A 14,130-nucleotide genomic window follows, 5' to 3' on the forward strand; every position below is an offset into this window, starting at 1 on the left:
CATCCCAGGAAGCCGGGCTCTTTGTGATCACCATCGCGACGACTCCGACCGGCCACCGCGGCGCGACATCGCCCGGCACGTCCCTCATCGTCGAGCTGCGCGGCGAACTGGACCTGGACGGCGCGGCGAGCATCGAACCGACCCTGACCGCCCTCGCCCGAACCGGCCCCGCCGAACTCCGGCTCGACCTCGGCGCCCTCGCCTTCTGCGACACCTCCGGCATCAACCTGTTCCTACGACTTCGGCACCAGTGCACCCGCGCCCACACCCCGTTGGTCCTGACCGGGGTCCGAAGCCAACCAGCCCGTGTCATCCGTCTGGTGGGACTCGACCGCACGATCGCCTGCCGCTTCGTGGGCCCGGCCGCGCCCCGACGAGGCCCGATCGATCCCGCGGTCGTCCGCAGGGCCCGTGGGGGCGGGGGCCACCCGGCCCTGATGGTCCCGGGACCACCGACCCTGTTCCGATGATGCCGCACGCCCCGAAACTGATCACCGCGTCGACCCGAGCGGGCGAACGTGTCCGTCACCTCGAGGAGCAGACCATGGAAACCGGGATCACCACCGAAGCCGTCGCCGGAGCCCGCCTGCCCCGCCTCTCCGGCGCCACCCGCACGCTCGCACCGACGGTGTCGAGTGCGGATTCGCCCGCCGCGATCAGGGTGTTCCTCCTCGACGACCACGAGATCGTCCGTCGCGGCCTGGCCGACCTGCTCGGCGCCGAGGCGGACATCGAGATCGTCGGAGAATCGGCGTCCGCCCTCGAAGCGATGAGACGCATACCCGCCCTGCGCCCCGACGTCGCCGTCCTGGACGGGCGACTGCCCGACGGCAGCGGAGTCGACGTGTGCCGCGCGGTGCGGTCGTCCTTCCCCGAGATCAACGCGCTGATCCTGACCTCGTACGACGACGAGGACGCGCTGTTCTCCGCGATCATGGCCGGCGCCGCCGGATACGTCCTCAAGCAGATCCGCGGCGGCGAACTGGTGCGCGCGGTCCGTGAGGTGGCCGCCGGCCGCTCGCTCCTGGATCCGGCGATCACCGCGAAGGTCCTGGAGCGGGTGCGTACCGGCACACACGAGGACCCCAGGGTGGCGTCCCTTTCGGATCAGGAGCGCCGGATCTTCGACCTGGTCGCCGAGGGCCTGACCAACCGCCAGATCGCCGAACGTCTGCACCTGGCGGAGAAGACCGTCAAGAACTACGTCTCCACCATGTTGCACAAGCTCGGCTTCGAACGTCGCGTCCAGGCCGCGGTCTTCGCGGGCACCTTGCCACACCGCGCATCCGCCTGACCCAAACTGCGCACCGCGGTCGCGGGCGCGCGCGGTCACGCCGAACTCGCCCTGCGTCACCCCCGACCGATGCCGCCGCAGGTTCGACACTCCCCCGAACGCACCCGGACCGAGTCGCGGCCCCCGGACGTTCGCGCGCCACAGGGTCGATCGCACGGGGCCTGGCCATCGTCAAGGCGGTCGTCACCGCGCACGGCGGACCGTCGAATCGGCCGGTCACGAAGGGCGCCCGAAGTTCCTGGTACGTCTTCCTCGCAACCGGTAGCCGACGCGACATCTTCCCGGCACCGACCGCGGACCTCGTCGAGGTCCGCGGTCGGTGCCGGGACGTCTACGTGCCGGCGCTCACCGAGATCTTCCGGCTCTCGTGCTTGTCCTCGTGGAGCGGGACGGTGATGGTCGGGATGCCGTCCTTGTAGGCAGCCTTGATCTCGCGCTCGTTGGTGCCGGCCGGGAGCCGGACGCTGCGGCGCGCGGATCCGTACCGGAACTCCGTCTGATGCTTGCCCTCGGGTCGTGTCGGTCGGCCCCCTCGGTCGGGCCACTCGGCCCTATGGCGGTCGTCCGCGCGTTGTGACGCTGGGGTCGAAAGCGTTACCGCTCACGTTCGGAACGGCGGACGCCATGAAAGCCCTGACCTACCACGGCGCCGGACATCACCGCGGGGAGGACGTGCCCACGCCCACCCCGCGCGACCCCCAGGACCTCCGGCGGCCACGTCGCCAACGTCGGTGTGCACGGCAGGCCCGACGGCCTGCACCTCGAAGACCTGTGGATCCGCGACCTCACCATCACCACCGGCCTGGTCGACACCATCAGCACCCCACTGCCCCTGGACCTGCTCGGCGAGGGTCGCCTGGGCATGGAGCGGATGATCACCCACCGCTTCGGCCTGGACGAAATGCTCGCCGCCTACGACACGTTCGCCCGCGCGGGGGAGACCGGCGCACTCAAGGTCGCCCTCTTCCGCAACTGAACCACCCCTACCCAGCCGTGTTCCACGAGATGCGAGGAGGCTCCCGCGATGACCGTACGAGTGGGAATCAACGGCTTCGGCCGGATCGGCCGCAACTACCTGCGCGCCGTCCTGGGTCGCGCCGACGACGGCACCACGCCGGTGGAGGTGGTGGCGATCAACGACGTCGCCCCCGCCGCCACGCTCGCCCACCTGCTCGAGTACGACTCCACCTACGGCACCCTCGCCCGCTCGGTCGAGGCAGACGGCGACACGATCGTCGTGGACGGCGTCCCCATCGCCGTCAGCGCCCACCGCGACCCCGCCGCACTGGCGTGGGGCACGCTCGGGGTCGACATCGTGATCGAGGCCACCGGCCGCTTCCGCACCCGCGACGAAGCCGGGACCCACCTGAAGTCCGGCGCCGCCAAGGTCCTGCTCTCGGCTCCCGGCCGAGGGGTCGACACCACGATCGTGATGGGCGTCAACGAGGGCGACTACGACCCGGACACCGACCACGTCGTCTCCGCCGCCTCCTGCACCACGAACTGTGTCGTCCCGATCGTCAAGGTCCTCAACGACGCCTTCGGCATCGAACGCGGCCTGATGACCACCATCCACGGTTACACCAACGACCAGTCCCTGCTCGACGCACCCCACAAGGACCTGCGCCGGGCCCGCTCCGCCGCGCTCAGCATGATCCCCACCAGCACCGGCGCCGCCCGCTCCGTCGGCCTCGTGCTGCCCGAACTGGACGGCGCGCTGGACGGGATCTCGATTCGCGTCCCGGTCGAGGACGGCTCGCTGACCGATCTCGCCCTGATCCTGCACGACGAAACCGACGCCGCCGGCGTCAACGCGGCCTTCGAGGCCGCGGCCGAGGGACCATTGCGCGGCATCCTGCGGGTCACACGCGTGCCGATCGTCTCCCGGGACGTGATCGGCGACCCGCACTCGTGCGTCGTCGACGCCGAACTCACTCAGGTCAAGGGCGACCTGGTGAAGGTCTTCGGCTGGTACGACAACGAATGGGGCTACACCAATCGCCTGCTCGACCTGACCGAATACGTCGCCCACCGGCTCTGACCCGCCACCCCACACGACCTCGCAGGAAGGCCGGCCATGACCACCGCGTACGTGTACGACTTCACCGAAGGCTCCCGTGAACAGGCCGCGTTGCTCGGCGGCAAGGGCGCCAACCTCGCCGAGATGACCCGCCTGGGACTGCCGGTGCCGCCGGGCTTCACGGTCGGCACGGACGCGTGCCGGGCCTTCCTGCGCACCGGGCGCGTCCCCGAGGGCCTGGAGGACGAGATCACCGCCCACCTCGCGCGTCTGGAACGGGTCATGGGGCGCCGCCTGGGACACGCCGACGACCCGCTCCTGGTGTCGGTGCGCTCGGGCGCACGCTTCTCGATGCCCGGGATGATGGACACCATCCTCGACGTCGGACTCAACGACGCCTCCGTGCTCGGCCTCGCCAAGGCCACCGGCCGCGAACGCTTCGCCTGGGACTCCTACCGGCGCCTGGTCCAGATGTACGGCGCCACCGTGCTCGGCGTGGACGCCGCCCGTTTCGAAGCCGTGCTGACCCGACGCCGCAGGCAACTTGGCGCGACCGACGACCTGGGCCTCGATGCGCACCAACTCGGCGAGACCGTAAGGGAGTTCCAGAAGCTCATCCACGACACGACGGGCGAGGAGTTCCCGCAGGACCCACGCGAGCAGCTGCGCCGCTCCGTGCTGGCCGTGTTCGAATCCTGGAACGGCGAACGCGCCGCGGTCTACCGTCGCCGCGAGCACATCCCGGACGACCTCGGCACCGCCGTCAACATCCAGGCCATGGTCTTCGGCAACCTGGGACCCGACTCGGGCTCGGGAGTCGCGTTCACCCGCGACCCGGGCACCGGACGGGCGGGCGTGTACGGCGACTACCTCCCGGATGCCCAGGGCGAGGACGTGGTCTCCGGCGTGCGCGACGCCCTCGCCCTCGACGAACTGGAGCACCTGGACCCGGACTCGTACGGCCGACTGCGCACCCACCTGGCCCTCCTGGAGGCGCACTACCGCGACCTGTGCGACGTCGAGTTCACCGTCGAACGCGGCCGGCTGTGGGTGTTGCAGACCAGGGTCGGCAAACGCACCCCCGAGGCCGCGTTCCGGATCGCCTGCGCCCTCGTGGACGAAGGCATGATCACCTGGCCCGAGGCCCTGTCCCGGGTCGACGCCGGGCAACTCGACCACCTCACCTTTCCGCGTTTCGACGCCGACCCCGACACCCCGATCCTCGCGCACGGCGTACCGGCCTCGCCCGGAGCGGCGGTCGGCGCCGTCGTCTTCGACGTCGCCGAGGCGGTCCGCCGGGCCGAGGCCGGCGAGCACGTGGTCCTGGTCCGCCACGAGACCAGCCCCGACGACCTGCCCGGCATGATCGCCGCGGAAGCGGTGCTCACCGGCCGCGGCGGCAAGACCAGCCACGCGGCGGTGGTCGCCCGCGGCATGGGCAAGGTGTGCGTGTGCGGCGCCGCCGAACTCGACATCGACTCGGAACGCCGCCGGTTCACCACCGCCGACGGCACCGTGGTCGAGGAGGGCGCCGTCGTCTCCGTCGACGGCACCGCCGGCACCGTGCACCTCGGCGCGCTGCCGCTGGTCGCCTCCCCGGTCACCCGCTATCTGGAGACCGGCACTCGAACGAAGGGCATCGTCGATGCCGTCGCCCGCTGCCTGGAACAGGCCGACACGATCCGTCGGATGGACGTGCTGGCCAACGCGGACACCCCCGAGGACGCGGCCCGCGCCCGGCGCTATGGTGCGCACGGCATCGGCCTGTGCCGCACCGAACACATGTTCCTGGGTGACCGTCGCCGCCTGATCGAGGACGTGATCCTGGCCCGCACCGACGCCGAACGCGATACCGCTTTGGAAGCCCTTCTCCCGCTCCAACGCAACGACTTCATCGGCATCCTCGACGCCATGGACGGACTGCCGGTCACCATCCGGCTGATCGACCCGCCCCTGCACGAATTCCTGCCCGACCACACCGAATCGGCCGTACGTATCGCCCGTGCACACGCCCTCGGACGACAACCCGACCCGCGCGATCTGCGGCTGCACGAGGCCGGCGAACGGCTCCACGAGCAGAACCCGATGCTGGGCCTGCGCGGCGTGCGCCTCGCGCTCGCCGTACCGGGCCTCATCGCCACCCAGGTCCGCGCCGTCGGCGAGGCCGTCGCCGCCCGCGTGCGCGCCGGCGGCGACCCCCGCGCGGAGATCATGATCCCGCTCGTGGCCACCGAGACGGAACTGCGCATCGTCCGCGCCGAGGTCGACCGGGTACTCGCCGAGGTCCGCGAAAGCTCCGGCGTGGACGTGCGCTGCCCGGTCGGCACCATGATCGAACTGCCCAGGGCCGCTCTGACCGCCGACGAGATCGCCCGCTCGGCCGACTTCTTCTCCTTCGGCACCAACGACCTGACCCAGACCACGTGGGGCCTGTCCCGGGACGACGCCGAGGCATCCTTCCTCGCCACCTACCTGGAGCGCGGCATCCTGACGGTCTCCCCGTTCGAGACCATCGACCGCGAAGGCGTCGGCCATCTGGTCCGCGCCGGCGTCGACCTGGGCCGCACCACCAAGCCGGACCTGCGCATCGGCGTTTGCGGCGAACACGGGGGCGACCCCGACTCGATCCACTTCTTCGACGAGTGCGGCATCGACTACGTCTCCTGCTCGCCGTACCGCCTCCCCGGCGCCCGCCTGGAGGCCGCCCGAGCCACGATCGAGCGGACCGAGCCCGGACGCGCCCAACCCGACCCCGACTGAGCAACATCGGGACCGTTCGCGCCGACACGACGGCCCCATCGCGAAGGAGCACCCATGGACAACGAAACGGCAGGCACCCGCCTTCCCGATATCGTCGACATCCCTCGCAACATCCGACGCCGGCGCGAGCAACTGGGCATGACCCGAGCTCAAGTCTGTGCCCGGGCGGTGCTGCCCCCGAAGTGGCTCGTGGAACTGGAGGCCGGGGACGCCCCGTTGACCCGCGCCGCCCTCGGCGGCTTGGCGGCGGCGCTGAAAACCGACATCAACGCCCTGATGTCCGGCGCGTTCGATGCGCCGGAGGTCGCCGCGCCCGACATCCGCAGCCTGATCGCGATGAATGAAGCGGAATGTTACGCCCGTCTGGCCACGCACGAGGTGGGTCGACTTGCCGGAGGTATGGACCACACGCCGTGGGTACTCCCCGTCAATTACGCGGTCGACGGGAAGGAGATCGTGTTCACCACCGGCCCCGATTCCCCGCTCGCCCATGTCCGGGGCACGACGGCCTTCGAGGTGGACGACGTGGACCGCTACGACCGACTGGGCTGGAGCGTCCTGGTCATCGGTGTGGTCGAACCCGTCACCGACCCCGTCGGCATCGCCCGGCTCGCCCAGGCAGGCGCCGGTGCCTGGCCGGGCCGCCGCGGCGAACTGTGGCTCCGGATCCACCCGGGCCGCGTCACCGGACGCCGGCTGTGCTCGGGCTCGACGCGACGGTGAACGGAACCCCGGGAATACCGGCCGGCCGCGGCGAACTCGCGTCGTCTGACGAAGCCGTCCCGACGAACCGTCCGAACGACCGACCGCCCGAGCCTGGACATCAGGCTCGGGCGGTCGGGTGACGGGTGATGTGTGGGATCAGGCGTCCGGTGCGGGGACGCATACCACCGGGGTGGCGCTGTGGCGCAGGCAGTACAACCCGGTGGGGCCGGGGATCGGGGGACATTCGATGCCGCTGGTGCCCGGTACGAGCAACCGGGCGTCCCGTGCACGGGCGACCAGGACCTCCCCGGCGCTGCCGCGAAGTGGGGTGGCCACGATGCGTTCGGGCGGGATCGGGGCCCGTACCAGGCGCGCCAGTGCGCGCTCCAGACGCCCACCCGCCACCGACAAGGGGGAGTCGGGCCGGTCCAGCGTCGGACGTTCGGGGTCGGCGTCCGTCCATGCGGCGACCACGTCCAGGACGATGCCGAGTTCGGCCGCCTCCCGTGCGGCCCACCTCACCGCGGCGGCGGATCCGTACGAGCCGTCCAAACCCACCACGATGCGGCCCTTTGGGCGGACCATAGTGGCCTCGTCGGCGGGCGGGGTGTCCTGCTGTGGGGAGGTGCCTGTCGCCTCCCGGTCGGACCGGGTGCCGAGCGATTTCATGTCGAGCTCCTTCGGTGGTCTTGTCGGTCTCGGTTGCGATGACATGTCGAATGTCGAGAGTTCGGGCGGGTGGGTCAGGTGTGGCGCGCCGGCGGAAGCACCGGTTCCAGCCGGAAGAACACCGGTCCGTGATCCCGGGGCCGCGATCGAGTTCGCCGTGGAGCGGGCCCGCCGCATCGGCGCCAGGGTGATCCCCGTATACAAGTGGACCCCGACGATGGCGGGCTACTTCCCCGGCGTGGTCGCGCCGCTGCCAGGCGACCCGCTGGACATGGCAACCAGCCACGACCATCTCCTGACCGAGCACCGGCACCGCCCGCGTGCCGCTCGGCGGATCGGTAGGCGACACACCCTGGATCTGGCCCGACACCGCAGGCCGGCCCACCACACCCCCACCGACCCACGACGTGATCGTCGTCGACGAGATCACCGCGGGCATGTTGACCCTCTCCGGCACGCTCATGGTGACGGCCGGGGCCTTCGGCCCGGAGCGGCTCCTCGTAGTCCGCCGTCGGGTGCGCGCCTGGGAACGGGATTGGGCGGCGGTGGAACCCGGATGGAGCGGCCGAATCGAGCACTGAACCCGCGCGAGCCGACCGGCGACGCTCTGTCGAACGAATATCGTCGATACGAGGAACGGAGTACGACATGGCAACCCTACGCAACGCACCCCTGATGCAAAGTGGCCGGTCAGGCGGTCGAGACCACGACTATTCGGCGCGGCCGAAGCCTGCCGTGCTGACCTTTCGGGGTGGGGCGGAGACCGTAACGGGAAGCAGATTCATGGTCGAGAGCCGCACACGCGTGCTGCTCGACTGCGGCCTGTTCCAAAAACTCGCGGACCTTCGACGGCGCAACTGGCGCCCGCTTCCGTGCGACGTGGACAACGTGCGCGCGGTGGTCTTCACCCACGCCCAACGATGTACTCCGCAAGGACACGGACGGCGCCGAATCAAGTCCCGACGCCCCCGGTATCGATTCCCAGGGTGGGCGACGTCATGAGCGCGCCGGTCGCCTACGTAGCTCTCACCGACACCCCACGCAGAGCCCGCGAGCTGATGCTCGCGCTCGGACTTCACCGTCTCGCCGTGGTCGACCCGGGCAACGGCGAGGCCGTGGGGGTGCTGCGTGACCGCGACCTCGCCGAACCGGTTTTGCACCGCTGCCGGCATCTGGGACGAGGTCCCCGTACCGTCGCCGAACTCGTCCGACGGTGCGTGTCGATCGTCCGCCCGGAGGTCGATGTCCTCACGGCCGTCGAATACATGCTCGCTGCCGAGGTCGACGCGCTGATCGTCGCCGGCCGCTCCCGAGTGCCGCTGGGAGTCGTCACCAACCACGACCTGGTACGTGTCCTGACTCGGATCCATCACGACCGGGAAACCGGCTGACCGCACGGACGCCCACGCGGTCGGTGGGCCGGATGCCGGTGTCGATCCGACCCGGCCCACCGGAGCGGACTGTCGCCCGAGGCTCACGACTGACGCTCGGGATCCGTTCCGTAGTAGGCGTCGCGCATGATGGCGATCATGTCGTCGAGCATCGCCATGCGCGGGTTCGCCGGGGCGCATTGGTCCTCGTACGCGTTGAGCGCCTGGCGGGGCAGCGCGTCCAGGAACGTCTTCTCGTCGATGCCCAGGGCCCGGAACGACGGTTCGATGCCGACACGGTCCCTGAGTTGTTCGACCGCGGCGGCCACGGATCGCACTCCCTGCGCCGGAGTCGCGGCGGGGAGGCCGAGTGCTCGCGCGATGTCCGCAAAGCGTTCGGGTGCCCGGTAGTGCTCGTACTTGGGCCAGCCGGCGAGCTTGCCGGGCGGGCTGCCGTTGTAGCGGATCACGTGGGGCAGCAGGACGGCGTTGGTGCGGCCGTGGGCCACGCGGAACGTGGCGCCGAGGGTGTGGGACATGGCGTGGACGATGCCGAGGAAGGCGTTGCCGAAGGCCATGCCCGCGATGGTGCCGGCGTTGTGCATCTTCTCGCGCGCCACGGGGTTGTTCGCCCGATCGGTGACGGCCGGTTCGAGGTTGTCGAAGACCAGTCGGATGGCGTGCAGGGCGAGGCCGTCTGTGAAGTCGTTGGCGTAGACCGAGACGTACGCCTCGATCGCGTGGGTGAGGGTGTCCATGCCGCTGTCGGCGGCCAGGGCGGGCGGCAGTTCGGCGGCCAAGAGCGGGTCGACGATGGCCACGCTCGGGGTGAGGGCGTAGTCGGCGAGCGGGTACTTCTTGCCGGTCGTCGAGTCGGTGATCACGGCGAACGGCGTGACCTCGGCGCCGGTACCCGACGTGGTGGGTACGCACACCAGTCGGGCCTGTTCGCCCAGGACGGGGAAGCGGAAGGCGCGCTTGCGGATGTCGAGGAACTTTTGCCGCATGTCCGCAAAGTCGACGTCGGGCTGTTCGTACAGCAGCCACATGACCTTGGCGGCGTCCATGGGCGAGCCGCCGCCGAGGGCCACGATGGTGTCCGGACGGAAGGTTCGCATGAGGTCGGCGCCGCGGCGTACCGAGTCGATGCTGGGTTCGGGCAGCACGTCGTCGATGATCTGTATCGTCACCGGGAGTTCGCGCGAGTGCAGTACGTGTCGGACGCGGTCGACGTAGCCCAGGCGGGTCATGGTCGCGTCGGTGACGATGGTCACCCGATGCACGTGCGGCATGTCCGCCAGGTAGCGGATCGCGTGCGGCTCGAAGTAGATCTTCGGCGGGATCTTGAACCACTGCATGTTGTTGCGGCGCATACTCATCCGCTTGATGTTCAGCAGGTTGACCGCCGAGACGTTGTCGGACGTCGAGGTACGGCCCCAGGAACCGCAGCCGAGGGTGAGCGAGGGCAGCAGGCCGGTGTAGATGCCGCCGATGGCGCCCTGGGACGACGGCGCGTTGACGATGATCCGCGCCGTTTTCATGTGCCGCCCGTACCCCTCGGCCACGGCCGGGTCGCCGGTGTGGATGACGGCGGTGTGCCCCATGCCGTGGAAGGCGACCATGTCGGCGGCGAGGGTGAAGCCGTGTGCGCGCGAGTCGGCGCGCAGGACGGCCAGGACGGGGCACAACTTCTCGCGCGTCAGGGGCTCTTGCGGGCCCACCCGATCGGCGCGAGCGAGGATAACGGTGGTGTTCGGCGGCACGGTGAAACCTGCCCGGGCGGCGATCCACGCCGGGCTTTGTCCCACCGCCGCGGGATTGACCCGGGGTTCGCGGCCGGGGGCCGTGCCGCTGCCGAAGAGGTAGGTCTCCAGCTTGTGCTTCTCGTCATCGGTGGCCAAGTGGGCCCCGAGCGCGGCGAATTCGGCCAGTGCCGCGTCGTGGATGTCGGTGTGCAGGACGACGGCCTGTTCGGAGGCGCAGATCATGCCGTTGTCGAAGGACTTGGACAGCACGACGTCGTTGATCGCGCGGCGCAGGTCCACGTCGCGGTCGATGTAGGCGGGCACGTTGCCGGCGCCCACGCCCAGGGCGGGTTTGCCCGCGGAGTAGGCGGCCTTGACCATGCCCTCGCCGCCGGTCGCCAGGATCAGCGCGACTCCGGGGTGGCGCATCAGCGCGGTGGTCGCCTCGATCGAGGGGTTCTCGATCCATTGCACGCAGTGCTCGGGTGCGCCGGCGGCGACGGCCGCGTCGCGCACGATCCGGGCGGCCGACGCGCTGCACCGCTGGGCGGACGGGTGGAAGGCGAAGACGACCGGGTTGCGGCTCTTGAGGGCGATGAGCGCCTTGAAGATGACGGTGGCCGTCGGATTGGTGACCGGGGTGACGGCGCACACGACGCCGACCGGTTCGGCGACCTCGACCATGCCGGTGATCTCGTCCCGGGCCACGACGCCGACCGTCTTGAGGTCGCGCATGCTGTCGGTGGTGTATTCGCAGGCGAACATGTTCTTCGCCGCCTTGTCCTCGAAGACGCCCCGGCCGGTCTCGTCCACAGCCTCGCGGGCGAGCCGGGTGTGCTGGTCCAGTGCGGCGACGGACGCCTTCTTGACGATGTGGTCGACCTGCTCCTGGGTGAAACCTTCGTAGGCGGCCAACGCCTTGGCGGCGTCGGAGACCAGGGCGTCCACCGCGGCGTCGATGTCGGATGGGCCCTGGTCCGCGGCGGGGGCGGATAAGGCAGTGGCGGCGCGGCTGCTCATGGCTGTGTTCCTTCCGGGGGTTGCAAGAGACGATCGACGGGCGTCGGGCGTTGAATGGGGCGATGTGCGGGCTCGCGAAGTGCGCGGCGGCGCGATCCGGTTCGGGCGTTGTGTTTCTTCGCGGGCACGGTGTGCGTCAGTGCGGGTCGCGGGCGTCGGTCGGCCAGGTCCAGTCGCGTACCTCGGGCATGTCCTCGCCGTGTTCGAGGATCCAGGCGTGGTGTCGGGCGCGGGCGTCGGCCATGTTCTGGCGTACCGTCGCGGCGCGGGTGCCCAGGCCGGGGACGCGGTCGATGACGTCGATCACGCGCTGGTAGCGGTCCATGTCGTTGAGGACGACCATGTCGAAGGGGGTGGTCGTGGTGCCGTGCTCCTTGTAGCCGCGTACGTGCAGGTGGGGGTGGTTGTGGCGGCGGTAGGCGAGGCGGTGGATCAGCCACGGGTAGCCGTGGTAGGCGAAGATGACGGGGGTGTCGGTGCCGAACAACGCGTCGTATTCCCGGTCGGGCATGCCGTGCGGATGCTCCGTCTCGGGGACCAGTCGCATCAGGTCGACCACGTTGACCACGCGTACGCGCAGGTCCGGCAGGTGGCGGCGGAGCAGGTCGACGGCGGCGAGGGTTTCCAGGGTGGGTACGTCGCCGGCGCAGGCCAGGACGACCTGGGGGTCGCCGTCGTCGTTGGAGGCCCACTCCCAGATTCCGGCGCCGCGGGTGCAGTGCAGGACGGCCTCGTCCATGGTGAGCCAGTCGGGGGTGGGGGTCTTGCCGGCGACGATGACGTTGACGAGTCCGCGGCTGCGCAGGGCGTGATCGCCCACCGACAACAGGGTGTTGGTGTCCGGCGGCAGGTAGACGCGGACGACCTCGGGGCGTTTGTTGATCACGTGGTCGACGAAGCCGGGGTCCTGGTGCGAGAAGCCGTTCTGGTCCTGGCGCCACACGTGGGAGGTGAGCAGGTAGTTCAGCGACGCGATCGGCGGCCGCCAGTCGATCTCGCGGCAGGCGTGCAGCCACTTGGCGTGCTGGTTGAACATCGACGAGACGATGTGGGTGAACGCCTCGTAGCAGGAGAACACGCCGTGTCGGCCGGTGAGGAGGTAGCCCTCCAGCATGCCCTGGCAGGTGTGTTCGGACAGGATCTCCACCACGCGCCCGTCGGGGGCGAGGTGGGTGTCGAGGTCGGTGATCGGTTCCTGCCAGGCCTTGGCGGTGGCGCGGTAGACGGCGCTGAGGCGGTTGGACTCGGTCTCGTCCGGGCCGAACAGGCGGAAATCGCGGCGGGTTGCCGTCCGGGCGAAGATCTCGCGCAGGAACTCGCCCAGCGCACGCGTGGGTTCGGAGGCGGAGGCGCCGGGTTCGGTGACCTTGACCGCGAAGTCGTGCAGGTCCGGCAGCGGCAACTCCCGCAGCAGCGTGCCGCCGTTGGCCTCGGGGACCGCGCCGAGGCGGGTGTCGCCGGTGGGGACGTTGGCGAGCACGATCGGGGTGGGGTGCCCGTCGGCGTCGAAGAGTTCGTCGGGGTGGTAGGACCGCATCCACGCGTCGAGCAGGGCCAGGTGCTCCGGGTTCTCGCGCACGCCGGCGAGGGGGACCTGGTGCGAGCGCCAGGTGCCCTCGACGGGGGTGTCGTCGACGGTGCGTGGGCCGGTCCAGCCCTTGGGGGTGCGCAGTACGAGCATCGGCCACCGGGGGCGGGCGCGCGCGGTCGCCTTCAGGTGCGTGATCTCGTCGAGGGCCTCCTCCAGCGCGGCGGCGAACTCCGCGTGGACGCGGGCGGGTTCGTCGCCCTCGACGTGGATGGGGCGCCAGCCGTAGCCGGTGAGCAGCGCGTCCAGCTCCTCGCGGGGCATGCGGGCGAGCAGGGTGGGGTTCGCGATCTTCCAGCCGTTGAGGTGCAGGATCGGCAACACCGCGCCGTCGGTACGCGGGCTGAGGAACTTGTTCCCGTGCCACGACGCGGCCAGCGGCCCGGTCTCGGCCTCGCCGTCGCCGATCACGCACGCGACGACCAGGTCGGGGTTGTCGAAGGCGGCGCCGAACGCGTGCGAGAGGCTGTATCCGAGTTCGCCGCCCTCGTGGATCGAGCCGGGTACGCCCGGGGCGATGTGGCTGGGCACGCCGCCGGGCTGGGAGAACTGCCGGAACAGGGTGGCCATGCCGACCGCGTCCCGGGGGACGTTCGGGTATCGCTTGCTGTAGGTGCCGTCCAGCCACGACGCGGCGAGCGCCGAAGGGCCGCCGTGCCCGGGACCGGTCACGTGCAGGGCGTGGGTGCCACGCTCGCGGATGATCCGGTTCAAGTGGGCGTAGATCAGGTTCAGGCCGGGCGAGGTGCCCCAGTGCCCGAGCAGCCGCGACTTGATGTGCCCGGGCCGCAGCGGCTCGGCGAGCAACGGGTTCTCCCGCAGGTAGATCTGCCCCACCGCGAGATAGTTCGCCGCCCGCCACCAGGCATCCACCGTCGTCAGGTCCGGTGCCGCGGGAGTCGCCATCGTCATCGATCTTCCTTTCCTCCGTCGCCGTGATTCCGCTCCGCCCACGCTCG

At 70.4% G+C, this 14,130-nt stretch carries 10 protein-coding genes and 2 pseudogenes; 8 read left to right on the forward strand and 4 right to left on the reverse strand.

From position 1 onward, the window contains the following. The first annotated feature begins 23 nt into the window (after window positions 1-23). Both ACFZBU_RS40375 and ACFZBU_RS40380 read left to right on the forward strand, forming a co-directional pair. On the forward strand, window positions 24-470 hold the full coding sequence (locus ACFZBU_RS40375) for an STAS domain-containing protein (protein WP_391588753.1): 447 nt from the start codon (window positions 24-26) through the stop codon (window positions 468-470). A gap of 74 nt (window positions 471-544) precedes the next feature. Then, on the forward strand, window positions 545-1,294 hold the full coding sequence (locus ACFZBU_RS40380) for a response regulator (RefSeq protein ID WP_391588754.1): 750 nt from the start codon (window positions 545-547) through the stop codon (window positions 1,292-1,294). 331 nt (window positions 1,295-1,625) lie between these two features. On the opposite strand, the pseudogene ACFZBU_RS40385 reads toward ACFZBU_RS40380, so the two are convergent. Continuing rightward, window positions 1,626-1,787 (reverse strand): annotated as a pseudogene (locus ACFZBU_RS40385) (Hsp20/alpha crystallin family protein); the annotation flags it as partial. A 216-nt stretch (window positions 1,788-2,003) separates the two neighbouring features. On the opposite strand from ACFZBU_RS40385, the pseudogene ACFZBU_RS40390 reads away from it, so the two are divergent. The 4 genes and pseudogenes from ACFZBU_RS40390 to ACFZBU_RS40405 all read left to right on the forward strand — a co-directional run. Next, window positions 2,004-2,270 (forward strand): annotated as a pseudogene (locus tag ACFZBU_RS40390) (alcohol dehydrogenase); the annotation flags it as partial. A gap of 48 nt (window positions 2,271-2,318) precedes the next feature. After that, a complete protein-coding gene (gene gap / locus ACFZBU_RS40395) occupies window positions 2,319-3,335 on the forward strand; it encodes a type I glyceraldehyde-3-phosphate dehydrogenase (protein WP_391588755.1) in 1,017 nt (338 codons plus the stop codon). A gap of 36 nt (window positions 3,336-3,371) precedes the next feature. Next, window positions 3,372-6,074 (forward strand): pyruvate, phosphate dikinase, encoded by a 2,703-nt coding sequence (gene ppdK / locus ACFZBU_RS40400; protein ID WP_391588756.1) that lies wholly within the window; start codon window positions 3,372-3,374, stop codon window positions 6,072-6,074. A 54-nt stretch (window positions 6,075-6,128) separates the two neighbouring features. Further along, window positions 6,129-6,797 (forward strand): pyridoxamine 5'-phosphate oxidase family protein, encoded by a 669-nt coding sequence (locus ACFZBU_RS40405; protein WP_391588757.1) that lies wholly within the window; start codon window positions 6,129-6,131, stop codon window positions 6,795-6,797. 138 nt (window positions 6,798-6,935) lie between these two features. Here the strand turns inward: ACFZBU_RS40405 and ACFZBU_RS40410 are convergent, their stop codons facing one another. After that, entirely contained in the window at window positions 6,936-7,448 is a 513-nt protein-coding gene (locus ACFZBU_RS40410; RefSeq protein ID WP_391588758.1) for a universal stress protein, read from the reverse strand. A gap of 320 nt (window positions 7,449-7,768) precedes the next feature. On the opposite strand from ACFZBU_RS40410, the gene ACFZBU_RS40415 reads away from it, so the two are divergent. Then, window positions 7,769-8,029 (forward strand): hypothetical protein, encoded by a 261-nt coding sequence (locus tag ACFZBU_RS40415; protein ID WP_391588759.1) that lies wholly within the window; start codon window positions 7,769-7,771, stop codon window positions 8,027-8,029. Between the two features lie 417 nt (window positions 8,030-8,446). Next, window positions 8,447-8,839 (forward strand): HPP family protein, encoded by a 393-nt coding sequence (locus ACFZBU_RS40420; protein WP_391588760.1) that lies wholly within the window; start codon window positions 8,447-8,449, stop codon window positions 8,837-8,839. 83 nt (window positions 8,840-8,922) lie between these two features. Here ACFZBU_RS40420 and adhE read toward each other — a convergent pair whose 3' ends face one another. After that, a complete protein-coding gene (gene adhE, locus ACFZBU_RS40425) occupies window positions 8,923-11,583 on the reverse strand; it encodes a bifunctional acetaldehyde-CoA/alcohol dehydrogenase (RefSeq protein WP_391588761.1) in 2,661 nt (886 codons plus the stop codon). A gap of 136 nt (window positions 11,584-11,719) precedes the next feature. Continuing rightward, on the reverse strand, window positions 11,720-14,083 hold the full coding sequence (locus ACFZBU_RS40430; protein WP_391588762.1) for a phosphoketolase: 2,364 nt from the start codon (window positions 14,081-14,083) through the stop codon (window positions 11,720-11,722). Window positions 14,084-14,130 lie beyond the last annotated feature (47 nt).

It is taken from the genome of Embleya sp. NPDC008237 (genome assembly GCF_042956465.1).
In the GTDB taxonomy this organism is placed as follows: Bacteria; Actinomycetota; Actinomycetes; order Streptomycetales; family Streptomycetaceae; genus Embleya.